The sequence below is a fragment of the Paenibacillus sp. FSL R5-0912 genome, assembly GCF_000758605.1.
Lineage (GTDB): Bacteria > Bacillota > Bacilli > Paenibacillales > Paenibacillaceae > Paenibacillus_AQ.
In genome coordinates this window covers 5790813-5815570 of sequence record NZ_CP009282.1, presented here as the reverse complement: position 1 = coordinate 5815570, position 24758 = coordinate 5790813, and the positions used below count along the sequence as shown (strand labels likewise).

General features: G+C 52.3%; 23 protein-coding genes and 1 other RNA gene. 19 read left to right on the top strand and 5 right to left on the bottom strand.

Features of this window, described 5'->3' with window-relative positions; all coding sequences use genetic code 11:
• The first annotated feature begins 43 nt into the window (after positions 1-43).
• From R50912_RS24675 to rnpB, 4 genes are all read left to right on the top strand, one after another.
• Positions 44-868, top strand: a complete 825-nt coding sequence (locus R50912_RS24675; RefSeq protein ID WP_042238560.1) for a hypothetical protein — start codon at positions 44-46, stop codon at positions 866-868.
• 5 nt (positions 869-873) lie between these two features.
• Positions 874-1644, top strand: coding sequence for a tRNA (adenine(22)-N(1))-methyltransferase (locus R50912_RS24670; protein WP_042243205.1), 771 nt, complete (start codon positions 874-876; stop codon positions 1642-1644).
• Positions 1620-2735 carry a Nif3-like dinuclear metal center hexameric protein gene (locus R50912_RS24665; protein WP_042238559.1) on the top strand — a complete coding sequence of 372 codons (1116 nt, stop codon included), beginning with the start codon at positions 1620-1622 and terminating at the stop codon, positions 2733-2735. The genes R50912_RS24670 and R50912_RS24665 overlap by 25 nt, the downstream gene beginning before the upstream one ends.
• A gap of 72 nt (positions 2736-2807) precedes the next feature.
• Positions 2808-3224, top strand: an RNA gene (gene rnpB / locus R50912_RS33785) — RNase P RNA component class A.
• A 115-nt stretch (positions 3225-3339) separates the two neighbouring features.
• Here rnpB and R50912_RS24660 read toward each other — a convergent pair.
• Positions 3340-4554: an aminotransferase-like domain-containing protein gene (locus R50912_RS24660; RefSeq protein ID WP_042238558.1), complete on the bottom strand. Its 1215-nt coding sequence runs from the start codon at positions 4552-4554 to the stop codon at positions 3340-3342.
• Positions 4555-4650: 96 nt separating this feature from the next.
• Between R50912_RS24660 and pdxR the strand changes: the two genes are divergently transcribed.
• On the top strand, positions 4651-6093 hold the full coding sequence (pdxR, locus tag R50912_RS24655; RefSeq protein WP_042238557.1) for a MocR-like pyridoxine biosynthesis transcription factor PdxR: 1443 nt from the start codon (positions 4651-4653) through the stop codon (positions 6091-6093).
• A gap of 36 nt (positions 6094-6129) precedes the next feature.
• Here pdxR and R50912_RS24650 read toward each other — a convergent pair whose 3' ends face one another.
• Positions 6130-8007, bottom strand: a complete 1878-nt coding sequence (locus R50912_RS24650; protein ID WP_042238556.1) for a S8 family peptidase — start codon at positions 8005-8007, stop codon at positions 6130-6132.
• A gap of 281 nt (positions 8008-8288) precedes the next feature.
• Between R50912_RS24650 and R50912_RS24645 the strand changes: the two genes are divergently transcribed.
• The 6 genes from R50912_RS24645 to thiI all read left to right on the top strand — a co-directional run bounded on the left by R50912_RS24645 (position 8289) and on the right by thiI (position 13160).
• Entirely contained in the window at positions 8289-8786 is a 498-nt protein-coding gene (locus R50912_RS24645) for a YpuI family protein (protein ID WP_042238555.1), read from the top strand.
• 179 nt (positions 8787-8965) lie between these two features.
• Entirely contained in the window at positions 8966-9187 is a 222-nt protein-coding gene (locus tag R50912_RS24640; RefSeq protein WP_042216770.1) for a DUF1540 domain-containing protein, read from the top strand.
• A gap of 11 nt (positions 9188-9198) precedes the next feature.
• Positions 9199-9600 carry a hypothetical protein gene (locus R50912_RS24635; RefSeq protein WP_042238554.1) on the top strand — a complete coding sequence of 134 codons (402 nt, stop codon included), beginning with the start codon at positions 9199-9201 and terminating at the stop codon, positions 9598-9600.
• Positions 9601-9791: 191 nt separating this feature from the next.
• Positions 9792-10505 carry a lytic transglycosylase domain-containing protein gene (locus R50912_RS24630; protein WP_042238553.1) on the top strand — a complete coding sequence of 238 codons (714 nt, stop codon included), beginning with the start codon at positions 9792-9794 and terminating at the stop codon, positions 10503-10505.
• Positions 10506-10709: 204 nt separating this feature from the next.
• Entirely contained in the window at positions 10710-11861 is a 1152-nt protein-coding gene (locus R50912_RS24625; protein ID WP_042238552.1) for a cysteine desulfurase family protein, read from the top strand.
• Between the two features lie 72 nt (positions 11862-11933).
• Positions 11934-13160 (top strand): tRNA uracil 4-sulfurtransferase ThiI, encoded by a 1227-nt coding sequence (gene thiI / locus R50912_RS24620; protein ID WP_442950531.1) that lies wholly within the window; start codon positions 11934-11936, stop codon positions 13158-13160.
• Between the two features lie 86 nt (positions 13161-13246).
• On the opposite strand, the gene R50912_RS24615 is transcribed toward thiI, so the two are convergent.
• A complete protein-coding gene (locus tag R50912_RS24615) occupies positions 13247-13948 on the bottom strand; it encodes a TerC family protein (protein WP_042238551.1) in 702 nt (233 codons plus the stop codon).
• 189 nt (positions 13949-14137) lie between these two features.
• Here R50912_RS24615 and R50912_RS24610 point away from each other — a divergent pair, with 189 nt between their 5' ends.
• The 6 genes from R50912_RS24610 to R50912_RS24585 all read left to right on the top strand — a co-directional run bounded on the left by R50912_RS24610 (position 14138) and on the right by R50912_RS24585 (position 19794).
• Positions 14138-14797 (top strand): TerC family protein, encoded by a 660-nt coding sequence (locus tag R50912_RS24610; protein ID WP_042238550.1) that lies wholly within the window; start codon positions 14138-14140, stop codon positions 14795-14797.
• A 171-nt stretch (positions 14798-14968) separates the two neighbouring features.
• Positions 14969-15481: a hypothetical protein gene (locus R50912_RS24605; protein ID WP_042238548.1), complete on the top strand. Its 513-nt coding sequence runs from the start codon at positions 14969-14971 to the stop codon at positions 15479-15481.
• A gap of 255 nt (positions 15482-15736) precedes the next feature.
• Positions 15737-17581 (top strand): translational GTPase TypA, encoded by a 1845-nt coding sequence (typA, locus tag R50912_RS24600; RefSeq protein ID WP_039304185.1) that lies wholly within the window; start codon positions 15737-15739, stop codon positions 17579-17581.
• Between the two features lie 160 nt (positions 17582-17741).
• A complete protein-coding gene (locus tag R50912_RS24595) occupies positions 17742-18038 on the top strand; it encodes a YlaH-like family protein (protein ID WP_042139406.1) in 297 nt (98 codons plus the stop codon).
• An 82-nt stretch (positions 18039-18120) separates the two neighbouring features.
• Positions 18121-19242, top strand: coding sequence for an LCP family protein (locus R50912_RS24590; RefSeq protein WP_042238547.1), 1122 nt, complete (start codon positions 18121-18123; stop codon positions 19240-19242).
• A 99-nt stretch (positions 19243-19341) separates the two neighbouring features.
• Entirely contained in the window at positions 19342-19794 is a 453-nt protein-coding gene (locus R50912_RS24585; RefSeq protein WP_042139404.1) for a PNPOx family protein, read from the top strand.
• A 61-nt stretch (positions 19795-19855) separates the two neighbouring features.
• On the opposite strand, the gene R50912_RS24580 is transcribed toward R50912_RS24585, so the two are convergent.
• Complete coding sequence (locus R50912_RS24580; protein ID WP_042238546.1) at positions 19856-20428, bottom strand: YhcN/YlaJ family sporulation lipoprotein; 573 nt, start codon at positions 20426-20428, stop codon at positions 19856-19858.
• 105 nt (positions 20429-20533) lie between these two features.
• Between R50912_RS24580 and R50912_RS24575 the strand changes: the two genes are divergently transcribed.
• Both R50912_RS24575 and R50912_RS24570 read left to right on the top strand, forming a co-directional pair.
• The gene (locus R50912_RS24575) at positions 20534-21865 is read left to right on the top strand and encodes a PhoH family protein (RefSeq protein ID WP_039304201.1); all 1332 of its coding nucleotides are present in this window, start codon (positions 20534-20536) and stop codon (positions 21863-21865) included.
• A 477-nt stretch (positions 21866-22342) separates the two neighbouring features.
• Positions 22343-23575: an extracellular solute-binding protein gene (locus R50912_RS24570; protein WP_042238544.1), complete on the top strand. Its 1233-nt coding sequence runs from the start codon at positions 22343-22345 to the stop codon at positions 23573-23575.
• Here the strand turns inward: R50912_RS24570 and R50912_RS24565 are convergent.
• A complete protein-coding gene (locus tag R50912_RS24565; RefSeq protein ID WP_052416666.1) occupies positions 23567-24697 on the bottom strand; it encodes a coiled-coil domain-containing protein in 1131 nt (376 codons plus the stop codon). The genes R50912_RS24570 and R50912_RS24565 overlap by 9 nt on opposite strands.
• Between the last annotated feature and the right edge of the window lie 61 nt (positions 24698-24758).

Sequence of the window (24758 nt, the reverse complement as noted above, 5' to 3'; positions counted from 1 at the left end):
TTGTAACAGGCCGGAGGCAAGATCTGGAAAGAGGGATGAGCCGTTGAATTTGGAGAAACGTGACACTATTTTAAGAGAAATTCAGTACTGGAGAAGAAGCAAGCTGCTGCCGGAGCAATATTGTGATTTCCTGACCAACCTGTATGATGATCAAGCAGAAATTAAGGATAGCAATCCGGTGTCGCTGCGGAATCTCCAGCAGGGAAGCATCAAAATATGGCTGTTTGGTTTTGGAATAATTTCCTTGATTTTCTTGATTAGTCTTTATTTTAGCGTTTTTCCCTGGCCTTTGCAACTTGCCACGGCGCTCTGTGTATTAATTGTTTGTTATGGCTATTCGGCTATTTATCTGGACCGTAACAAGATGATTAGTCTGGTACTGGCGGGAATCGGCAGCGTGTTAACCCTTGGGTTCGGGTTGTGGCTAATTGCACTGCATGATCTGGATCCCGATTTTTGGAGACCTTTGCTGATTGCAGCCTGCGGTCTCCTATGGTGTGTACTTGGATTCTTTCTGCGTATCGGACTCCTTCATTTTTGCGGTTTTGCTTTTTGGGCGCTGCTGTATGCCGGATTCTTTGGCCAGGCGAGGCCGGATGCTTCCATTCTCATGCTGGAGCTGCTCTGGCTTCCGCTCTGTGTGCTGATGATCTGGCTAAGCTGGCTTTTGTATCATCGGGTTAGCGGGGTCTCAGGTGTATACCTGGGCGTCGGCGCTTCACTCTGGCTGATGCCGGAAATCGATGCGCTATGGCTCAGATCGGGATTCCCGGAATGGACTTCGCTTGTATTAATACTGAAGATCGCTGTTGGCTTAGCGCTGCTGTTCATCTTCAGAAAAAAATGGATAACGTGGGTGGCCTCATGAACAATATAAAATTATCAGACCGGCTTCAGCTTCTGCTGGAGCAGGTACCGGAAGGAAGCAGGCTTGCCGATATCGGTTCGGATCATGCCTTGCTCCCTGTAGCCGCAGTGGAGAGCGGGCGTGTGCCTTCGGCAATTGCGGGGGAAGTAAACCTGGGACCGTATGAAGCAGCAGGCAGAGGCGTAGCTGAAGCTGGCCTCAGCCGGAAGATTGCCGTGCGGCGCGGGGACGGGTTGGAGGTGCTGGAGCCGGGAGAAGCAGACTGCATCACGATTGCCGGTATGGGCGGATCGCTAATCGCCGCTATTCTTGATCGCGGTCAGAAGCAGGGGAAGCTGGCCGGGGTGAAGACACTTGCGCTGCAGCCGAATGTGGGCGAGGATATTCTGCGCCGCTGGTTGCTTGGTAACGGCTGGGTGCTGATCTCGGAGCATATTTTGGAGGAAGACGGCAAAACTTATGAGATCCTGACAGCGGTCCCTGAAGGCAGTGAAGCTGGCCGGACGAATGAACAGCTATACCGGGAACAAGCGCTCGCCGGCGGCGGGGTGGTCCTTGATCAGTCCCTGCTCCTGCAGATGGGGCCTTGGCTGCTGCAAGCGCCGAATGAAGTGTTCACGGCGAAGTGGCGGGGGGAAATCTCCAAGCTGGAAGGAATTCTGGCCTCACTGTCGCGTTCTGAGCAGGAGGCGGCAGAAGAGAAGCGCAGCAAGATCAATGCACAAATCAAGCGGATAGCGGAGGTGCTGGAATGTTTGCCAAAGGACAGACTGTAATTGGATATATGGAGCAGCTTGCCCCGAAGCATCTGGCGGAGGAATGGGATAATGTCGGGCTTCAGCTGGGCAGCCTGCAGAAGGAGATTATCGGCGTACTGGTGGCACTGGATGTCAATGACAGTGTCGTGGACGAAGCGATTGCCCAAGGCTGTAATCTGATTATCGCCCATCACGCGATTATTTTCCGGCCGGTCAAAGGCATTCTCACAGACACTCCCATGGGCCGGCTGTATGAGAAGCTGATCAAAAACGACATTGCCGTCTATATCAGCCATACCAATCTGGATGTGGCGGAAGGCGGAATGAACGACTGGATGGCGGAAGCGCTGGGTATTGAGAACGGTGCACCGATCAAGGATATTCATACGGAGCAATTGTCCAAGCTCGTTGTTTTTGTGCCGAAGGATCACCATCAGAAGGTGCTGGATGCGATTCTGAATGCCGGTGCGGGCTGGATCGGCAATTATAGCCATTGCAGCTTCAACATCGAAGGTTATGGCACCTTCATTCCTCAGGAGGGAACAGACCCTTATATCGGCAAGCAAGGCAAGCTGGAACGGGCTGAAGAGATCCGCATTGAGACCATTGTGCCGCATCCGATCCGCAATAAGGTTGTGCAGGCTATGCTGAAGGCTCATCCGTATGAAGAGGTGGCTTATGATCTCTATTCCATGGACCTCAAGGGACGCAGCCTCGGCCTTGGAAGAGTGGGTAAGCTTAAGGAGCCAACTACGCTGGGAGAGTTCGTGGAGACCGTGAAGAGCGGTCTGGATGTTGACCATGTGCGTGTCGTTGGTGATTTGAACCGGCCTATCCGCAAGGCAGCTGTTATGGGCGGGTCCGGTGCCAAGTATTACAGCAGTGCCATCTTCAAAGGAGCGGATGTGCTGGTGACTGGTGATATCGATTACCATACGGCGCAGGATGCACACCTGGCAGGCATCGCACTGATTGACCCGGGGCATAATGCAGAGAAGATCATGAAGGAGAAAGTTGCGGAGTTTCTTACCGGCAAGCTGACAGAGCATAAGTGCAGTACTGTGGTGTATGCCTCCAAGCTGGACACCGAGCCTTTCAATTTCCTCTAAGCGGCTGTAATTGAAATTATTAACACTTGTGTCCGCTGGTGCAAGTCTGTATAATATACAATGTTGTTCCGGAAAGTTTGACAGACAATCGCCGGTGTGCGTGAGAACGCCGCGGGAGGAAAGTCCGGGCTCCATAAGGCAGGATGCTGGATAACGTCCAGTCGGCGCGAGCCGAAGGATAGTGCCACAGAAATGGACCGCCGATGGCTGCTTTCGGGCAGCACAGGCAAGGATGGAACCGAGGTGTAAGAGACCCCGAGGAACGCTGGTGACTTCGTTCCTGGTAAACCCCATCTGGAGCAAGACCTAATGAGACGCAGCATCTTCCCTAACCGGGAGAAGCAGCCTTCGCCTGAGGCGTGTCTAGGTTGGTCGCTGGAGCTGTGCAGTAATGTATGGCCTAGATAGATGATTGTCGCTTATGGTGGGAGGGTAGTTCCCGTTTGAACCACAACGAGCACAGAACCCGGCTTACGGCAAACTTTCCTAACTGACAACGAATAAGCACTGTGCGGTAACTCAATACACTTACAGACATTAAGACGGCGGCCTCCTCAGGGGGCCGCCTTTTGTATATAGTTATAGGTAACTTTCGGAGCAATGGCTACATAGGAAGCAGACGTTCCTCATACCGGGACATGGCTACTTCCAGCCGCTGCACCGCAAGGGGCAGCAGCTCCGGCCGCGTATGGGTGAAGTTGAGGCGCATCGCATTCTTCAGCGGCCCGGCGGAGTAGAATACCTCGCCGGGAACGAAGGCGACGCCCTGCTCTACGGCAAGCGGCAGCAGCTCAGCAGTATTAATGCGGCCGGACAGGGTCAGCCATAGGAACATGCCGCCGCGCGGCTCAAGGAAGCTGGCCCCCTCCCAGTTCCGTGAGGAGAGCTCGGCCGAGAGCAGCTTCATCCGTGACTGATATTCACGGGAGATCAGGCGGATATGTTCTTCTAGGTCAAACCTCTGCAGAAGTTCATGCAGGGCGCGCTGATCAATGGCGCTGGAATGCAGATCAGCAGCCTGCTTGGCTTTAGCGATGATGCGGATCAGCTCTGAAGGGCCGATGATCCAGCCTGTGCGCAGCCCTGGTGCCACGATTTTGGAGAAGGTGCCTGTATAGACCACACAGGAACTACCATCCAGATTTCTGTCGATGGAGGCAAGTGTGGGCGGATAAGCTCCAGGAATTTCATCGAAGGTAATCTCCCCGTACGGATTGTCTTCCAATATCAGCACGCCGTATTTCCGGCATAGCCCTACAACCTGTTCGCGGCGTTCTTTGCTCCAGGTCGCACCTGAAGGATTGTTGAACGTAGGGACGGCATACAGGAGCTTAGGCCGGTGCTTACGGAGCTGTTCTTCGAGATGCTCAGGCAGCATACCTTGTTCATCGCTGTCCACCACGCGGATGTCTGCGCGGTAAGTTCCCAGCACCTGCAGGGCAGCCAGATAAGTAGGAGCTTCCACCAGTACGGCATCACCCGGATCAATAAGTATTCTGCAGAGCAGATCTATAGCCTGCTGGGAACCGGTGGTGAGGAGCATTTCCTGTGCGGACACCGGAATGCCCTGCTGTCCCAATCTTGCAGCGACCGCTTCACGCAGCGGAAGGTATCCCTCGGTTAAGCCGTATTGCAGCGCTGAAACATCACTGGCGAGTACACGGTTATAGGCATCGCGGACAGCCTCTACAGGGAACAGCTCCTCAGCAGGCAAGCCGCCCGCCAGCGAGATAATATCTTTGCCCTGCGTAATTTTGAGAATGTCACGGACAGCTGAGGACCCCAGGTGATTCGTCATCTCAGCATAATTAATCTTCATGGTTCATGCTCCCCGCTAATCTGAATTTTGTTGTATCATAACGGTATAGCAGTATAACAGTAAAGCGCTAAATATAACAGTCAAGGGGGAAACGGGATGCGTATTGATTTACTCCGCAGCGGCACTAAATCTCTGCCACAGCAGATCAGTGAGACCATAGCCCAGCGGATCACTTCCGGACTGCTCCAGCCGGGGAGTAAGCTGCCCTCCGTAAGAGGTCTGGCCTCCTCCTTGAAGGTAAGCCAGGTAACCGTCAGCAAGGCTTATGCTGATCTGGAAACCCGCGGTCATATTATCTGCAGCCAGGGCAAAGGCTGTTATGTAGCGGAGCGGCAGCGGAATGTGCCCGATACTTCAGCCGGATGGCAGGACGCTTATGACGACTACCTGCCGCGGGCACAGCTGTGGCGCAACTTCAATTATTCGGAAGTGCAGTATCCCTTCCATCTGGCAGCGATACACAGCAGCCTCCTTCCGCTTGAACCGATTGGTGCCACTATGGCGGCTCTGGTACAAGAAGAGCCAGAGCTGATGGCCTCCTACGGGAATTTCCAGGGCGATCAGGAGCTGCGGGAGGTGATGCGCAGGCATCTGCAGAGCCGGGGCATAGCGATTGGGTCCAATGACTTAATGATTACCAGCGGTTCACAGCAGGGAATCGATCTGGTGGCCCGGACCTTCGTCGGTCCCGGGGATACCGTATATCTGGAGGCGCCTAGCTATACGGGTGCCATTGATGTTTTTGCCGGACGGGGGGCAGAGATGATCTTCGTTCCGATGGATGAGCAAGGGATGCGGGTGGACCGGCTTACTGCAATGTGTGACCGCAGACCGCCGAAGCTCATCTATACGAACCCTACCTTTCAGAATCCCAGCGGCGCTACGATGAGCATAACAAGAAGACAGCGGCTGCTGGAGCTTGCCCGCAGTTACCGCTGTCTCATTGTGGAGGATGATCCGTTCAGTGATCTGTATTTCCATCAGCCGCCTCCGCCGTCGATCAAATCGATGGATGGCGCCGGGCATGTAGTCTATATGAAGAGCTTCAGCAAAGTGCTCGCGCCCGGATGCCGGATCGCCTGCGTTGCCGCTGAAGGCAATATCCTGTCCAGGCTGATTGCCGCCAAGTCGTCGAGTGACCTGGGCAGTCCGCTGCTGACCCAGCGGGCAGTATTGCCGTTCATCGACCGCAGGTATGAGGCCTACGCGGCGAAGCTGCGGACCGCCCTGCGCCTTCGCAAGGAAGCGGCGGCGATGCTTCTGAAGCAGTATGCCCCGGCCGGAGTCAGCTGGACGCTGCCTGAGGGCGGCCTGAACTTATGGCTGCAGCTGCCCGAATCCCCCGGGATAGACAAGCTGCATGCGCTGGCTGATCAGGAAGGGATATCCTTCCTGCCCGGAGATGTCTGCTATGCCGGAGACACGCCTTCCCGCCATATCCGGCTCTGTTATTCGCAGCTTACGCAAGAAGACATGGAGCGCGGGCTCAGACAGTTCCTGCGCCTGCTGGACCGGCATCTGCGTTCAATCCGCCAATAAGCCTCACGCGTCTGGCCGGGCGGACAAGCGTGTAACTCATTGCATAGATTTCAGCTGTTTACCGACATTCTGAGGGAATAACTGCAGGGGAACTTGGCCTCCGCCGGCAGCCTGAAGGGTCTGGTAGATATCTACCTGACCCCAGCCAAAGTATTTATCATGTCCGGCATCACCCAGATCCACCGCATTTGAGGTCAGTAGCTCGGTTACTTCCTTATTGGTCAGCCCGGGGTTCAGCGAGCGTACCAGCCCGGCGAGCGCTGCCACATGGGGGCTGGCCATCGAGGTACCGGATAATGCCGCATACTGATTATCAGGATAGGTGCTGGCGATACTTTCCCCGGGGGCGGCCACATCGATATAATCCCCGTAATTGGAGAAAGACGCTCTCTCTCCGGTGGAATTGGTTGCGGCCACGGCAATTACCTCCTCATAGGCCGCCGGGTAGCCCGGCCGCTCGGTATTGTCATTGCCGGAAGCGGAGACAATGACAACGTCGCGGTCATAGGCATATTTAATGGCATCATGCAGGAACTGGGAGTCGGCATAATTGCCCAGGCTGAGATTAATCACTTTGGCGCCATGGTCGGCAGCCCAGATAATGCCTTCGGCAACAGAATAAGTGGTGCCAGCCCCGGAGTTGTCGAGCGCTTTTACCGGAAGGATCTTGTTATACCAGCTGATGCCGGCCACACCTTCCTCATTATTGGTCAACGCTCCGATGATGCCTGAGACATGCGTGCCGTGCCCGACATCATCATCCGGCGCTCCACCGTTAGTTATCGCATTATATCCGGCCAGCAGCTGGCCCTGCAGATCGGGATGGTCCGCCTGAACTCCGGTATCCACCACGGCTACAACGACTTCCTTGCTGCCTTTGGACAGATTCCAGCCCAATTCTGTTTCAATGGCCGGCAGATTCCACTGATAGGTGGAGAAGAGCAGATCATTAGGCGTTATAACATTGGCACCTGTATTTTCGCTCACTGTATCATTGGTTAAATACATATAGTGAGGCTCGGAGTATTGCGGGTGCCATTTATAAGCGAAGTAGGTTTTGAGCTGGGAATAGTTCATCTTCTCTGAGCGGAAAATATAGGCATACCCCAGCTTACGCGGCTCCTTGCACTGAATATCTGCGGCAATGGTCTGAAGCTGGCCTGCTGTAGGATGCCCGTTAGGGAAGCGGACGACGATCTCGCTCTCGTAGTAATGGCTGGCATTCTCATTGTCATGGCCTGTCTTGACAGTGAGATCCTGCAGCGTATCGGCATGAACGGATTCTACGCGGTACTTGCCTTCCTTAGGGTAAGGGATCAGACGGAGATTCTTCAGCTGGTGCTGGGCTACCCGGTCAAGAATCTTCTGATTGATCAGGGCAATGACGCCGAGCTGGCCCTCCTGGTCACGCTGTGCCACGAAATAATATTTCTTGCTGCCGATTACAAAAGACGGGGACTCATAGGCTTGATGCCCCTTGATGGCCGACTTGGCTGTGTTCAGGTATTTGAGCAGCTGCTTGTTCTCCTGGTCCGTTCCTTCCGGAAGAGAGGATTTATAGGTAGTTGTCTTCTGCGTGCGGAAATCAATCAGCATCAGCATGGTGATATGACCGTGTCCCTGCTGTAAGTTCCTGGCATATGCTGAGATATCCTCAGGCGAAGCGCCGTGGGTATCCGATAGCATAGTTCTAAGATGTTTGCTTACATCCACGCGGTTCAGGCGGTCAGTAGCACTCACATCCTGTACCAGGGCTGTTTTCTTGATGATTTTCTCCTGAGAGGGATTCGGCACAGAGGCTTGTCTGAGGGTACTGCTTATGGCGCTGTCTTCCGGCCGCAGGGCAAAAGTAAGCAGCACCACCGTCAGCGCAGCAGTGACCAGACCGGCGACGGTTAAGTTTTTTCGTGACATGGTTTCCGCTCCTTCCTGGCATTGTAATACCTGTTAGGTTTAGAAGAGAGGGCTGGTTTTATGCATCGGAGAAAAGGATACCGCCGTACAGGGTTTTATGTTAATATCAGAAAATAAGCGCTTTCCGGGGCTTGTATCCGGTCTGCTGGACCGGGATGACTCTCCTCACCTGCGGTGGGTGGAGACCGGTGAAGTTTTGTGATACTATCAAGATAGAACTATTCGAAATGATTATGTCGTAACGACTACAAAGCAAGGACTAATAAGGGGGAGCAATCGCCATGTCAGCAGCTAATGTGCAGAAATTGTGTGTATCGACGAGAGAAAAACTTAAATCCGTAATCGGAAAAATGGAACTGTTCCTGAACGAGCATGCGCTGCCGCAACTGGTTGCCGAAGAGGGTGAAGAAACACTGCATTTCTATCAAGGGTTCTTGTCCGATCTCCGCCATCTGCTGGTGTTCTCGGAGATGTCTTATGAGAAGCTTGGGGTTGCTCTGCGCCGCGCCACTTTTGATGAAGCCTTCGCGCAAAAAGCGCTATATAATGTATATCATTTTGGAGTGAACAACTTCTTCTATCCTAAGAATGAAAGCTACTCCGAAGATGGACGCTATGCCTACACAGGTCAGGATGCGATCCGTTTCCGCAAGAAGCCGGTTCGTCCGGCGCGCGATATTATTATGGAGATTACTAAGGTCTATGAAGAGCTGCGCGATGATCTGGCTTATTATGAGAACGATTATTTAACGGAGAAACGGATGCAGAATCAGGTGTAAGACTGGAGCAGCAGGTTTCTGGTAAAGACCGGGTTTGTCATGAGGAACATGGCAGCCTGGTCTTTTTTTGCGTGCACATTTGCGTGTGCCTATATGAACGGCGCCGTTTCATCAGCTGGAAACCATTCAGCCGCATAGCAGTAAAGCGGAGAGGACATAATGAAGCCGAGGTGATCATTATGACAAACGCAAAACCGCTTGTGAAATGCAGTGTGAGCAACTGTCATTATTGGGGAGAACAGAACCTGTGCCGTGCCGAGGAAATTGTAATTGAAATTGACAAGCATGCAGGCAGCCACTTCAAAGAAGAATATGCTGAAGAGCTTACGGCGAACAATCATCATGATCATGCCGGAACTTCGTCTGCAACCTGTTGTCTGACGTTCAAGCCGAACGCTTAGAGGAGGCCCTTATGGACAATCAGAATGATGAACCCAAAGTGGACCGTTCGGAACGCAGGAAAATTATTTTGCGTCCGCGCAGAGTGGATTACCCCCGGCGGGACAGAAGTCACAACGAGGAATATGCTGCTGAAATCAGTCCGCTTCCCGTGCAGGTCCACAGTACCGCCAACAGGGAAACAGAACGTACAACCGGCAGTGTAAAGGAAAGTGATGAACGGACAATCGGTTATATTGGCCTCGGTTTTGGTGTGGTTTCCTTATTTATCTGGTCAATAATTATGGGGCCTATTGCTGCAGTGCTCGGGTATTATGCCTATGCCAGGGGACAAAAAACTGCTGGCGCCTGGTCCATGGGACTGGGAATTGTCTCTACCTTAAGTTATTTTGTCTTAATTCCTTTTGCCCGTTAGAGTAAAATGCATGCAGAAATTTGGTTTCAAAACAGGCTTTCAGACCTAACTATGCGGGTCTGAGGTCTGTTTTTTCTGTTTGGCATATAGTAATTACTGCAAATAAATTGTAAAATAAAGCCGTATTTCAAATTTAAATAGAATGCTTTATTTTATTTATATAGATTTATTATGGAAGAGGGAATGGGAGCATGGCAATCGACCCCGCTGCAGCAAGCGGAACCGGGCAACTGAAATGGGTTGATCTGAGGAGTTCAAGCATGAAAGGCGGAAGCGGCAAGGTTTCATCCGGGGTAACAGGTTCTTCGGCAGCGGAATTCGCCGCTTTACTACAGCAGGCGGCCCTGCAATCCGCAACCGGCGGCGGCAGCGGAAGCACTTTAACCTCACTCACGGATACTTCTTCACTAAGTAATCTGCTCTGGCAGCAGCTCGGTGGAACAGCTGAAACGTACGACAGCATTTCCGGGGAAATAACGCACACAGTGCCGACGGATTACGAAGAGCTGATCCAGACGGCCAGTGCGAAATATGGCGTTCCTGTTGATTTGATCAAGGCTGTAATTGATACGGAATCCTCGTTTAATCCTAATGTTGTTTCTTCTGCTGGGGCCAAAGGGCTGATGCAATTAATGGATGGAACGGCGAACGGGCTGGGGGTCTCCGATCCGTTTGATCCCGCCCAGAATATTGACGGAGGCGTGCGTTACCTCTCATATCAGCTCAAACGTTACAATGGTGAGGAGAATATGGCACTGGCCGCTTATAATGCCGGACCGGGCCGGGTTAACAAGCTGGGCGTCAATAACGACGCAGAGCTTATGGCGAATCTCTCAGGGCTTCCGAAGGAAACTCAGGCCTATATTGCCAAAATAGAACGCGCCCGTGCGCAATACGCGGTATAATATAAAGGATCAAACGGAATCTGCATCAAGCCGCTCCGGCGGCAGCAGCCCGTTTGATCCTTTTTGCAACATATAAATAAAGTATGAATTTTGCTATACTTATTCTTTCTCGCTGAAAGGCTACCGTCCACCAAGAACGGCGTAGCCGTATATGCCTGGCAGAATGGGAATGCTGAAACGATAAGCAAAGGAGAACGCCGATATATGCTGTATTGGGATTATGCCGCTGCTGCTCCGCCGTATGAGGAGGTAGTTCAGACTATGGAACAAGTCATGAGGCAGCACTTTGCCAATCCCTCCTCTCTGCACCGTGCAGGGGCGGAGGCGGATAAGCTGATCAAGCGTGCGCGGGAAGTGTGTGCGGCAGCGCTTGGCGTGCAGCCGCAGGAGATTGTGTTCACTTCGGGAGCTACGGAGAGCAATAATCTGGCCATCAAAGGAGCTGCGCTGCAATATCAGGGCAGAGGGCGCCATATAATAACTACCGAGCTGGAGCATCCTTCAGTCTATGAGAGCTGTCTTCAGCTGCAGCAGTTGGGCTGGGAGATTACCTTTATTGCACCGGACAGCTCCGGAGTCCTCGAACCCTCGCGGGTTGCCGCTGCGGTCCGGCCGGATACCGTGCTGGTCAGTGTAATGCATGTGAATAATGAGATTGGCACGGTGCAGCCGCTGCAAGAGATCGGACCGCAGGTCAAGGCTGTGAACCGCCGGACACTGTTTCATGTCGATGGGGTGCAGGGCTATGGCAAGCTGGAGACCCGGCTGAAGGAATGGCAGGCGGATCTGTACAGCTTGTCAGCGCACAAAATCCGCGGCCCGCGCGGAACAGGAATCCTGTATGTACGGGAAGGCGTAACCTTGTTCCCTCTGCTTACCGGGGGCTCTCAGGAAATGGGAAACCGCGCCGGAACAGAGAATGTGCCGAATATTGTAGCCACAGCCAAGGCGGTGCGCATGAGCGGCGAACGGCGGCAGGAATTCACCCGCCGTATTACACCGCTAAAAAAACAGCTGGAGGATTATATATCAGGAATTCCGGAGCTTGTGCTGAATAGCAGCGGAGACGGGGCGCCTCATATTGTCCATTTCTCTTACCCCGGAATGAAGGGGGAGGTTATGGCCCGGAAGCTGGAGGAACTGGGAATGGCCGTTGCCACCCGCTCCGCCTGTTCGTCACGGCTGGCCGAACCGAGCCGGGTTCTGCTGTCCATCGGGAGGGACAGGGCTGCTGCGCTTGGCGGCATCCGTATCAGTCTGGGTGACAGCCATACGAAGCAGGAGGTGCAGCAGCTGGAGCAGGCGCTGCTTGCCGCTGTCCAGTCTTTGAAGATTGCTGAAGGAGGCGTGAAATAATAAATGACAATTATAGAGTCTGACAACGGAGCTAAGGCTGCGGGAATTGGAAGCAGCATTGAATATGCGGATATGCTACTGCTGCGCTTTGGAGAATTTATCTTAAAAGGAAAAAACCGCAGCCGGTTCGAAAAAACAGTGCTCCGTCATGTGAAGGAGATGGTTAAACCCTATCCCGGCGTGGTGCTGAGCAAAGAATTCGGGCGGATATATGTAGAACTGAACGGTGAGCCGGCGGGAGAGTTAACGGATGCACTGAAGAATGTATTCGGCATCGCTTCAATTAGCCCGGTGAAGGTATCCAGGTCGGAATTTGAAGAGATTCTTGCAGCCAGCAGAATATTCCTGAATATTATTGCCCCGGCGGCAGGAACAACCTTCAAGGTTAGTGCCCGCCGGGTATGGAAGGACTTTCCGTATGGCTCCATTGAGATGGGCAAGCTGATTGCCACTCCTCTGCTGCAGGGGTATCCCGGGCTGCTTGTGGATGTGAAATCTCCGCAGATGGAGCTGAGAATTGAGATTCGTGAAGGGCATACCTATATTTTCTGTGAGAATATTGCCGGTGTCGGCGGGTTCCCGCTCGGTACGAACGGCAAAGCAATGCTGCTGCTGTCCGGCGGCATTGACAGCCCGGTTGCGGGCTGGTCATCCATGCGCAGAGGGCTTGAAGTGGAATGTGTGCATTTCTACAGCTACCCGTATACCAGCGAGCTTGCCCGGCAGAAGGTTGTAGATCTGACGCGGGTACTGTCGCGTTATGCCGGAGTGATTAAGCTCCACCTGGTTCCGTTCACGGAGGTCCAGACGTCTTTTACCGGAATTGGTCAGGATAATCTGATTATTACACTAATGCGCCGGGCCATGCTGCGGATTGCTACCGCTCTTGCTGAACGCGAAGGGGCGCTGGCCCTGATCACCGGTGATAGTCTGGGGCAAGTCGCCAGTCAGACGCTGCCAAGCATGAATGTCATTGGCCGGGCCACTGAGTTGCCGCTGCTGCGTCCGCTGGTGATGATGGATAAGAGTGAGATTGTCGGAATCTCACAGAGCATCGGCACCTATGACCTGTCCATCCTTCCTTATGAAGATTGCTGCACGCTGTTCGTGCCCAAGTCGCCGACGACGAATCCGAACATCCGGATTGTGGACAAGATTGAAGCTACACTGCCCGGGTATCAGGCACTCCTGGAAGCGGCGGTTGCCGGAACAGAGACGGTATCGATTACACCATACGGTGATGAGAAGCCGAGTGATGTGATCCCTGCACAGGCAGGTTTACAGGAAGAATGGTTCTAGAATAGCTATAGATGAGGTGCCCTGCAGCCAGTAATAATGGTTGGCCGGGGCACCTCTTTCTAATATATGGGGATATATGCATTGCATTACCGGGTAGAGTTGCCGCTATGCGGAATTCTGCCCTGAGCGCGGTGGCGCTGCCAGAGGCCGGCGGTAAGGATGCCTGCAATCACCAGAGCAATAAACAGATAGTGGAGCAGCGGCTGCTGTTCGAAGAAGGGGGCAATCCGCTTCTCACTGGTAATCATACTTGCTGCGGTGAAACCGAGCACGGCTGAGCCGATATAGATAATCCAGGAATATCTGTTGATCAGCTTGATGAACAGCGTGCTGCCCCAGACCACAATCGGCACGCTGATCAGCAGCCCGAGCACCACAAGCGTAATATTGTGCTTGGCTGCCCCGGCGATCGCGATTACATTATCCAGCCCCATCGCCGCATCTGCGACAATGATCGTCCGTACGGCCGACCACAGTGTTCCTCCGGCCTGTATGTCCGTGTCCTCCGTATTTCCCCCCGTCAGCAGCCTATAGGCGATCATAATAAGCAGCAATCCGCCGAATAGCAGCAGCCAGGGCACTTTGAGCAGCCACACGACAAGAATCGTTGCGATAATCCGCAACACCACGGCGCCGCCAGTGCCCAGCAGGATCGCCTTCTTCTGTGAACTTCCCTGCAGGTTCCGCGCGGCCAGGCCGATCACAATGGCATTATCACCGGCCAGAATCAGATCGAGGAAGACAATATTCAGCAGGGATAATATGAAATCCGTAACGGATGGATTCAATAGGGGTCACTCCTCGAATTTGTTGGAAAGATATACGGGCTTTGTTGACATGCGGCAGGCAGGCTATAATTTTGTATACGCTGGAACAGCCCCGCTCATGCGTAGTTTCTGAAAAAGCCGGACAGAATGCATAGCTTGTCACCCTGAGGCATACATGTATTTACATGGAGTTCAGGGAGGTTGAAGAGAATGGATTCTTTATTGCTGCTGGGTGAAATACTGATGATCAATCTGGTGCTGAGCGGAGACAACGCGATGGTCATTGCGATGGCCAGCAAGAATCTCCCGGAGAAGCACCGCAGGCAAGCGGTATGGTGGGGAGCTGCCGGGGCAGTGGGTCTGCGCTGCATCCTGACTTTTGCTGCAGTGCTGCTGCTCAAAATTCCTTATATAGAAGCCGGAGGCGCGATACTGCTGCTCTGGATCTCCTTTAAGCTGCTGCTGGAGGAGGAGGAGGAACTTAGGATTGAGGGGAGCTCCAGCGTATGGAAGTCGGTGCGCACCATTCTGCTCGCGGACTTCATCATGAGTCTGGACAATGTGCTGGCGATTGCAGGCTTGGCCAAAGGAGATCTGGCACTTATCGTAATCGGGATTGCCATCAGCATTCCGATTGTAGTCTGGGGAAGCGGCATCATCGTGGGCTGGCTGCACCGCTTCCCTGTGCTGGTCTTCATTGGAGCCTATATTCTGGCGTATACGGCCGGTAATATGCTGCTGCAGGATGCCAAGTTTGGTGCGGTCATTTCCTTCATGCTGCCTACATTCCACTCCATGCTTCCGATGGTGCTGGGGATTATTGTCGTAGCAACAGGTATGCTTAAGCGGAGGATGGTATCTGCGGGATAAGAAGCGGCAATACTAGAGGCTGTGCCAAAAGCTGGAAAGCTTTGGTTCAGCTTTTTTTGTGCAGTTCCCCCGAATGCACGAAGAATGATGGTGTTTTAATTATATTTCAGATAAAATATAAAATGACGAGGGCCAGAGAAAAGACGCGAATTTTGAAGGGATGGGTGAAAGATGTCTTCCAAAAACGACATGAAACTGGGTGTGTTCATCGCCGCCGCCGGCATTGTGATTCTGCTCGGGAAGCTGGGGGTGTTCGGATTTCTTGGACATGCCTTGTGGCCGCTCGTAATTCTGGTTCCGGGCCTGTTCCTGCATGTGCTATTCTTCACCCGCCGTGCTTCTGCATCTGTATTAATACCTGCGGGCATATTAACGGTATACGGTCTGCTCTTTGGATTATGTAATACATGGGGCTGGGACCTGATGAGGCATTTATGGCCTATCCTGCTGCTGGGCATTGCGGTTGGACTTTATGAATATTCGCTGTATTCTTCAGCCAGAACCAGAGGACTAACAACAACCGCTGTTATCCTGGGGCTGCTAAGCATTGTGTTGTTCATCTTCACCCTGCTCGGGACCGGAGCCTTGTATCTGCTGGGTGCCGTTCTGGTTGCCGCAGGCCTATGGCTGATGCTGGGCCGGGGCAGACCGGGCGGGCGCAAGAAGTGGAACGGCGGCTGGTAAGACAGCCGGGCATACGGCACCGATTGAGGGAATGGACACCGCAGAATTTGACTTAAGGCAAAATTAGAAAAATTAAACGAAGTTGGTAACGTTTTTTTCAGAAAAAGACTTGCTTTTCATGGTGCTTTCACGATACTATTAAGGATATGTTGGAGCGTCGGGTTTCTGCCTGGCGCTTCTTTTGTGAGACTGCCGTGACATGCTATAAATTTAAACATTTTTAATTTGATAAATGAGAGGATTTGGATACAAATCATGCATTCAAGAAAAGATATTCGCAATATTGCGATCATTGCCCACGTTGACCATGGTAAAACAACACTCGTCGATCAGCTTCTGCAGCAATCAGGAATTTTCAGCGCTCACGAGCACCTGCAAGAACGGGCCATGGACTCGAACGACCTGGAGCGGGAACGCGGAATCACTATCCTAGCCAAAAATACAGCAATTACCTATAAAGAGTTCCTGATCAACATCGTAGATACCCCTGGACACGCCGACTTCGGCGGTGAAGTAGAACGTATCATGAAGATGGTTGACGGCGTACTGCTGGTTGTGGATGCTTATGAAGGCTGCATGCCGCAGACTAAGTTCGTTCTGCGCAAAGCACTGGAGCAGCACCTTACACCTATCGTTGTCGTGAACAAAATTGACCGTCCGGCTGCACGTCCAAAGGAAGTTATTGATGAAGTTCTGGATCTGTTCATTGAGCTTGAAGCCAGTGACGATCAGCTTGAATTCCCGGTTGTTTATGCTTCAGCGCTTAACGGCACATCGAGCATGGACCCTGAGAAGCAGGATGAAACGATGCTTGCCCTTTACGAAACCATTGTTGAACATATCCCGGCTCCAACTGAAAAAGTTGAAGAGCCCCTGCAGTTCCTGGTAACTCTGATGGATTACAATGAATACCTTGGCCGTATTGCCATTGGCCGTGTTAACCGCGGTGTAATCAAGCAGGGACAGTCCGTAACTGTTATTATGCGTGACGGCAAGAGCAAAACAGCGCGTATCGAGAAGCTGTTTGGTTTCCAGGGCCTGAAGCGTGTTGAGACTGAAGAAGCGGGTGCAGGCGACATCGTAGCGATTGCCGGTATCAAGGACATCAACATCGGTGAGACCATTGCCGATCCGCAGCATCCAGAAGCGCTGCCTGTTCTGAAGATCGACGAGCCTACAATGCAAATGACGTTCCTCGTGAACAACAGTCCGTTTGCCGGTAAAGAAGGCAAGTGGGTAACTTCCCGTAAGCTGCGCGAACGTCTGTTCAAAGAGCTGGAAACGGATGTCAGCTTGCGTGTAGATGAAACGGATTCCCCTGATGCATTTGTCGTATCCGGCCGTGGTGAGCTTCACCTGGGTATCCTGATCGAGAACATGCGCCGCGAAGGTTACGAAATGCAGGTTTCCAAGCCTGAAGTTATCGTCAAGGAAATCGACGGAGCCAAAATGGAGCCGCTTGAACGCCTGATGATTGATGTTCCGGAAGAAAGCATGGGCGCTGTTATGGAAAGTCTGGGAACACGCAAAGCAGAAATGGTCAACATGATTAATCATGGTACGGGCCAGGTTCGACTGGAGTTCCTGATTCCTGCACGTGGTCTGATTGGTTACAACACCTACTTCCTGACCCTGACCCGCGGTTATGGCGTTATGAACCATGCGTTTGACAGCTATGCTCCACTGATTGGCGGACAGGTTGGCGGACGTCACCAAGGCGTACTCGTATCCAGTGAAACCGGCAATACGACTCTATATGGCATGATGGGCGTAGAAGACCGCGGTATTCTCTTCCTGGAACCGGGAACTGAAATTTATGAAGGCATGATCGTAGGTGAGCACACCCGCGATAATGACATCATTGTAAATATCTGCAAAGAAAAACAGCTGACCAACGTTCGTTCTGCAACGAAGGATGAGACTGTTAAAATGAAGACTCCGCGTATGTTCTCTCTGGAAGGCGCGCTTGAATACCTGAATGATGATGAATATTGCGAAATTACACCTAAATCCGTTCGTCTGCGCAAAAAGATCCTGAACAAGGGTGAGCGCGAACGTGTAGAGAAGCAGCGTAAAGCGGCGCAAGCCAGCCAAGCGTAAGCTGTAACCCATTCAAGCCGCCGGATGAACAATCCGGCGGCTTTTCTTGTTTATTTTCCCGGACAGAAGATCGTTCAAATTGCAGGGATTAAAAGAAGTATAAAACTGCTGAGGATGATATAATGTAAACGATACTTATATCCGGGAGGAGTGACGAGCTGTGCAGAGCTGGTTCGCTGAGCATCCAATTGTCGCTTACATTGTCATCTTTATTCTACTGACCTATGTGTATAACCGTGTATTTCGCGTCAACCAGAAGCTGCCCATCGGCAAAGAGATCGTACTATATATTATGATGGCTATAGGCTCGGGGATGCTGCTCATCTTCCAGCATGATAAACTTCCGATCATCCAGTGCCTGCTGGTGGCGGTAGGGTTAATGCTGCTCGTGCGGGTCCGCTACCTGGTAGAGGCCCGGCAGAAGCGGAAAGCTGCAGCTGCTGCGAAACGGCACTAGGCGCAACTTTTAGTGCTCCGGATCGTCTAAGTTATTATAAAGTTATCTAATTCTACCTGAATGAAAAGGACCTAATTCAATTATGAATACAAGCAAGGGCAGTCTGCCACCCAGATCGAATGGCCAGCAAGGAACCAACAGACAGCAGTCTAGACCCGCTGCCTTAACCAAATCAACGAAATCAACCAAATCTACGAAATCTAGTAAGAAGAAGCCTAAGAAACGCGGGTTTTTCGCCCGGCTGATGAGACTGCTGCTGATCCTCCTCCTGGTTGCCGTAATTGCGGCGCTGGGCTACGCAGGGTACTTGTACTGGAAGTTTGATCAGGGAGGGTTCGGCGTGGACCAGCCGGTTCAGGCCGGGCAGTCTGCTTCAGAGAAGCCGCTGACAATGCTGCTGCTAGGCACTGACAACCGTCCGAAGCACCCGTCCAATCTGACGGATGTCATCATGGTTGCGGCGCTGAACCCGGAGACCCAATCGGCAACCGTAGTTTCACTGCCGCGCGATACTTACGTAGAGCTTAGTGGCTATAAGAAAACCAAAATCAATGCGTTCTACTCCCGCTTCAAGAGCAAGGAGAAGACCTCAGGGATTCTGGCCGGGGATGAAATGAAGACCATGATGAGCAAATATCTCGATATTCAGGTCGATTATGTCACTGTGCTTGATTTCCAGGGCTTCCGGGATATCGTGGATGAATTCGGCGGTGTAGATGTCAATATCAGCGAGAATATGTGCTACACGGACAGTGTGGACGGAACCGATATTAATCTCAAGAAAGGCCAAGCCCAGCTAAACGGGGATAAGGCGCTTGATTATGTACGTTACCGTAAATCCAATTGCAGTCCGGCAACGAAGCCTTCTGACGATTTTGACCGCAATAAACGCCAGAATGAAGTGCTTAATTCGCTGATCGCACAGATGCAATCACTCGGAGGGGTGCTCAAAATCGGCAAGGTGCTGGATGCCGTGGACGATAATCTGGCAAGCGATATTGAGAATGCCCAGATCAAAAGCATGATAGCTACTTACTGGAATATATCTAAGGAGAATGTAGAATTTGTGCCGGTGACAGGAACCTGGCGCAGTCCCTATGTATATATTGACGATAAAGAGCTGGACGCAGCCAAGAAAAGCCTTCAGGACCAGATATCCGGCCTCTCTGGCACCGCTGCTTCTGCAGCCGCAGACAGTCCATAAGCAGCAGCAGGAAAGAATCTACAAATTGAATGCAAGTTTCATCCTGTGCTATAATATAATAAATTGAATGCACTCACGCCGCATAGGGGGTCTGTACTTATGTCCGAAGCCGTTGCTCAGCTGGGCGAAACACTGCTAGCTATGCTGCAGTCGGAAACCTTTGTTCTTCTAAACACTGTGGATGCTGAATCCGGTGGCCCTACCTCTACTGCGATTTCCTGGATCTATGCAGTGAGCCCTTCTATTGTGCGCTTATCGGTAGATCACCGTTCCAGACTTGTGAACAACATGAAGGTCAATCCGCTGGTAACCATTACTGTGTTTGGTGAGGGAACGGTTCATGCCATCAACGGGCGTGCTTCTGTGAAGCAGGACCCTCTGCCGGATGTTCCTTTTAAGATGTGCTGTTTTGATGTTGAGATTGAAGCGGTCCGCAATGCGCTGTTCTACGGCGCTCATCTGGAATCTGCTCCGAAATATGCGAAGGTATACGATGCGCGTGCGGCTGAGAAGCTGGACGGACAAGTATTTGCCGCCATGCAAAAAGCCTAGTGTGCCGTCACTAGGCTTTTTTTGTCTCCAGATCCAGTGCTTTGTACAGGAATGTTCAAGCTTATTGTCCGTTACCTTGCGGTTTGATATCCTCTGGCAGTTGCGGGATGATCCGGCCGATAATGTCGGCCATTTCTGAGGCGAAGCCGGATACCGGGTTTCCCTTAGTAATATGCTTTCCCATCTCGGCTAACCTGCTGGTGAGGTCCATATCGGCAGTAACGAGCGTTCTTACACCCCTCGGGTCTTTGCGGATAGCTTCCGCTACCGTGTATTTCACGCTTCCGACCCGTGAGCGGGTAAGCGATCCGTCGACATCAATGCCGACAACGGCAATGTTGTTCATTACGACACAGTGGGCTCCGTTTACACCGGGAACTCTTTTGGCTAACTGTTCAAAATAATCCTTAAGTGCAACATTGCTTTCGCCCTTAACGTTAGAAGGCTGTCCGTTCTCTGCTGTAGGTTCAAGTGCTGTACCATCTTCGGACAATGTCCGTACTCCGCGATTCCCCTGGCTGCTCAAGGCCTTTGACGATTGTTTATCCTGAGGAGAGGGTGATGTCTCTTTATTAGCGATACCGCAGCTTGTCAGCAGCAGCAGTACCAGCAACAGACACATTGATTTTCTCATATGTGCTTACTCCTTTCAGCCATAGTTCAGTGGTTTACTTTATCTTGCCCTTGCTGAATAGAGTTATGTATGATCAATCAAACCAGGCGCTGTGGAGGGGATACCATGAAAAAGATATTCGTACTAGACACTAACGTGCTACTGCACGACCCCAATTCGATTTTTGCTTTCAAGGCGAATGAAGTTGTCATTCCCGCTGTAGTCCTGGAAGAAATCGACTCCAAGAAGCGTAATGCCGATGAAATCGGCCGCAACGCCCGCACCGTGTCACGTTTGTTAGACGGACTCCGGGAACTGGGCCACCTGCACAGTGGTGTGGTACTGGAACATGGAGGCACGCTGAAGGTAGAGCTTAACCACCGCAGCTTCGTAAAGGTACAGGAGATGTTCGGGGAGGTCTCGAACGATAACCGCATATTGGCTGTTGCCCTCAATTATCTCCATGAGGAGAATGAAAAGGCTGACCCCAGCCCTGTGGTACTCGTAAGTAAAGATGTACTCGTCCGCATCAAAGCGGATGTGCTTGGCATAACACCGGAGGATTATTTATCCGACCGAACCGGAGATTTGAATGAGCTGTATTCCGGCTGCCAGTCGCTGATGGTGCATCCTTCGCTGATCGATGAATATTATAGTCACCGTTTCTTGTCTATCAAGCAGCTGTCGTTGTCCTACCCGCTCTACCCTCATGAATTTGTCATTCTGAAGGATGAGATTGGCAGCGGCAAATCGGCACTGCTCAAGGTGAACAGTGATGCCAGCCGGCTCGAACCGCTGTACCTCGGCAATGATGCGGTGTGGGGCATCAGCGCCCGGAATGCCCAGCAGCGGATGGCGCTTGAGCTCCTGCTGAATGATGATATTCCGCTGGTGACCATTACCGGTAAAGCGGGTACAGGGAAGACGCTGCTGGCGCTTGCCGCCGGACTGTTCAAGGTGGAGGACGAACATAAATACAAGAAGCTCCTGATCGCGCGTCCTGTAGTCCCGATGGGTAAGGATATCGGATATTTGCCGGGGGAGAAGGACGAGAAGCTCCGTCCCTGGATGCAGCCGATCTATGATAACCTCGAGTTCCTGTTTGATACCAAAAAAGCCGGAGATATCGATAAAATATTGATGGGCCTGGGCAGCATCCAGGTAGAGGCGCTCACTTATATCCGCGGACGTTCGATTCCGTCGCAGTTCATCATCATTGATGAGGCGCAGAACCTGTCCCGGCATGAAGTGAAGACGATCGTCTCCCGCGCCGGTGAAGGCAGCAAGGTGATTCTGATGGGAGATCCGGAGCAAATCGACCATCCTTATCTGGATGCCGCGAGCAACGGGCTCAGCTATATCGTTGAGAAATTTAAGCAGCAGGGCATTAGCGGCCATATCACGCTTGAGAAGGGTGAGCGTTCGCATCTGGCTCAGCTGGCTGCGGATTTGCTGTAGCTGCTTAGTTTTAACTCTTTATGCACTATGGTTTTATGCACTACAGCTCTATCAGCTTCATTAGCCGGCAGTCCGCCGGTTGATAAGCACAATCACGGCCGGGAGATGACCACTCCCGGCTTTTGTCTGCCCCGCCCCCGGAACGGTGGGGGGTCAGGCTGTAAGAGCTGAGCCGATATGGCGGGAGCACCGGAGGGGGATTTTGGAACTGTAGGAGCGGGAGCGTCCGCCTTTGTCTCCGGATTTCAACCGCGCACAGCGGACTAATCGAAGAAATCTGGAGACAACAGCGGCCGGAAGTCCAAATATTCACCGCAGGTGCGAATACCGCCCAACCGGCGACCGGTTCATCAGACTCACCCCCTCACGCCGTTCACACCTATATAATAGAAAGAGAACGTTTTCACAAACGCAGACAAGCACGTATATGTCTGCTAAAATGAGGAAGACGAGGATCGCGGGAGGAGAGAGAAGCACGTGCTGAGACGCAAAAACTATTGGCTGCTGTTTGCTGTTCTGCTGCTGTCGCTGACAAGCCTGTCACCCGGCATGGAGCTGGACACGGATGAGGGAAGCTATCCGCCCAGACAGCCGCTGGACCAATCGAAGCGCCCCCCTTCAGGTGAACTTGGGGACGAGCAGAGCTTGACCATCCGCGTATCACTCAGCAGTTTGGAATTTAGTGTACTGCAGCGGATCAGCCAAAATTACAGCCTTTCGAGCGGGGTCAGCGTACAGCTGACCAATGTGGATGCTGAAGAAGACGGGGCAGCTCAGGTACGCGAGGAACTGACGGTCGGGGATAGTCCGGATATTGTGATGCTGGACGGCCACAGTATTTTTGATCTGGCTTCCCGCGGATATTTGCTGCCTGTAGATATATACCAGAGTGTTCCCGGGAGCACCCCTCTTACCATGCTGATCCAGCAAATGCAGTGGAACGGATACGACTGGGGCGTTCCGCTCGATATTGATCCCTATGTATTGGTATATTCTCCGCAGCGGCTTGCGGAGTGGGGTCTTTCCGGGGCACCTTCAAGTCTGGAAGAATGGAATGGACTGCTAGGCCGGCTGAACGGGGAAGAGACGAAGGAACATTATCTGCTGGCAATGGATACGCGGAATCCTTATGGTTATGCTGCTGTACTGCATAGCATGGGAGGGAGACTGCTGTCTATGAGTGAAGCGCAAGCGGCGTGGACCGAAGCTGCCCGAGGATATTTTTTTCTGACCAGCCGGTTTAATCAGAATATCTGGGATATGCTGCAGGATGGTAAGCTTGCGGTGGCCGTAGTGCCGCTCTCCGAATGGAAAAAATATGGAAACTCCACACTGGCGGTCCAAGCGCCGCTGGAACAGACGGGCTACAACATCTACGAGGCAATCCATAGCCGCTTTTTTGCGCTCCCGGCACAATCCGGCAGCCCTGAAGCAGCGGTCAAATGGCTGGCTTATGTGACTTCAAGCTCGGCTCAGCTGGAATGGCTGGAGAATACCGACCATCTGCCTGCACTGGATGAGTTGTACCGCTCCGGATTGCCTGAAATCTCCCGGCTTCCGTTCGACTCCAAATTATTCCTCACCGATGACAATGCCCCCGAGTCAGACTCTGAGGGCGAGTGGAGCCGCAAGGCGGAAGCGGCAATCCTGCTCTTGACCGGCAAGCTGGATGCGGCGGGATACCAAGCCGCGGCCGCAGCCTCAGAATGAGAGGGACAGCTTGACATGGAGCACGCCGTCCGAGCTGAATACTTCCGTGGCATGCAGGAATGAGACGATTTTTGACGGATAGAATCCCAGATCGAACTCTTCCTCCAGCGCCTGACGGGTGGTATCCGGCAGCTCCAGTCCATTGAAGACCACATGGTCCACATGGAACATTAATCCGTTGACCGGTTCCTCCTGAATGGTGTAATGACCGGTCAATGTCAGTGACAGCCCGCCGCTCTTGCCCGTGGCTGTAATCTCGTTATCCTTGAAATGAAAAGCGAAATCCTTGAACAGCGTATTCTGCGTGACCAGGAATTCGTTCAAATCCTTTTCCTTCAGCGCAAGATTATAAGTCATCCCCTTACGTACCAGCACACCGTCCCGGTCCTGGACGAACTGCGGCAGATGCTTCATCGCCGAGGATAACGCCTTGAAATAAGTCTTAACCTCATGTATTCCGATATTCTCCCAATATTTACTGAATTCCTCCAGCAGTACCCCCATGCGCTCAGGATCTGTACTGGCCTGAATACCGCCCTCAATTTCTTCATTCAAAGCAAGCACACGCTTTTGCTGCTCCTGGAGTGCTGTTTTGAGCCCGGCAAGCTCTTCAGAGCTGCGCTGTACGGCCGCAATTGTTTTTTTCAAATCCTTGTATTGTGTTTCATACTGCGACAGCGTGTCCCGGTCCTGCCCCATAATAATCTCATAATAATCATAAAGAGCGAGTACTCTGCTGATGCTTTTGGCGGACAGTAAGGCTGCAAGCAATCCATCGCGTTCCCCCATATAATAAGCCCGCACAACTGCGCCTGCGCGTTCCTGCTGATCTGCAATGGCCGTTTGTTTGGCGGCCGACTGCCGGGTCAGCGTGGCGACTTCACTTTCAAGTGCTTGTTGTTCTGCCGTAATCCGGACAATCTCCCGTTCAATTTCCCCTGAGGACAGAGTCTGTTCGAGCAGCTTGCGGGTTTCTTCATTATCCGGAACGGCAGGTGCTGAAGCACTGAGGCCGGAACCTGGGTCGGCGGACAGATATACCGGTGAAGCCAGCGGCAGAAGTGTGCAGGTGAGAAGGAGTAGAGCTGCAAATAACCGGCGTAAGGAACTGCGGAATAACACCACATCACCACCTTGAACAGAGTTGAGTAATAGGTATGTACTAATAATATGTTTCTGCCTG

Coding starts and splice junctions, on each gene's coding strand:
- R50912_RS24610 (WP_042238550.1), top strand. CDS start 14,138: ATGGATTCTTTATTGCTGCTGGGTGAAATACTGATGATCAATCTGGTG.
- R50912_RS24625 (WP_042238552.1), top strand. CDS start 10,710: ATGCTGTATTGGGATTATGCCGCTGCTGCTCCGCCGTATGAGGAGGTA.
- typA (WP_039304185.1), top strand. CDS start 15,737: ATGCATTCAAGAAAAGATATTCGCAATATTGCGATCATTGCCCACGTT.
- R50912_RS24585 (WP_042139404.1), top strand. CDS start 19,342: ATGTCCGAAGCCGTTGCTCAGCTGGGCGAAACACTGCTAGCTATGCTG.
- pdxR (WP_042238557.1), top strand. CDS start 4,651: ATGCGTATTGATTTACTCCGCAGCGGCACTAAATCTCTGCCACAGCAG.
- R50912_RS24645 (WP_042238555.1), top strand. CDS start 8,289: ATGTCAGCAGCTAATGTGCAGAAATTGTGTGTATCGACGAGAGAAAAA.
- R50912_RS24580 (WP_042238546.1), bottom strand. CDS start 20,428: ATGAGAAAATCAATGTGTCTGTTGCTGGTACTGCTGCTGCTGACAAGC.
- R50912_RS24635 (WP_042238554.1), top strand. CDS start 9,199: ATGGACAATCAGAATGATGAACCCAAAGTGGACCGTTCGGAACGCAGG.
- R50912_RS24605 (WP_042238548.1), top strand. CDS start 14,969: ATGTCTTCCAAAAACGACATGAAACTGGGTGTGTTCATCGCCGCCGCC.
- thiI (WP_442950531.1), top strand. CDS start 11,934: ATGCTACTGCTGCGCTTTGGAGAATTTATCTTAAAAGGAAAAAACCGC.
- R50912_RS24630 (WP_042238553.1), top strand. CDS start 9,792: ATGGCAATCGACCCCGCTGCAGCAAGCGGAACCGGGCAACTGAAATGG.
- R50912_RS24640 (WP_042216770.1), top strand. CDS start 8,966: ATGACAAACGCAAAACCGCTTGTGAAATGCAGTGTGAGCAACTGTCAT.
- R50912_RS24575 (WP_039304201.1), top strand. CDS start 20,534: ATGAAAAAGATATTCGTACTAGACACTAACGTGCTACTGCACGACCCC.
- R50912_RS24650 (WP_042238556.1), bottom strand. CDS start 8,007: ATGTCACGAAAAAACTTAACCGTCGCCGGTCTGGTCACTGCTGCGCTG.
- R50912_RS24660 (WP_042238558.1), bottom strand. CDS start 4,554: ATGAAGATTAATTATGCTGAGATGACGAATCACCTGGGGTCCTCAGCT.
- R50912_RS24590 (WP_042238547.1), top strand. CDS start 18,121: ATGAATACAAGCAAGGGCAGTCTGCCACCCAGATCGAATGGCCAGCAA.
- R50912_RS24665 (WP_042238559.1), top strand. CDS start 1,620: ATGTTTGCCAAAGGACAGACTGTAATTGGATATATGGAGCAGCTTGCC.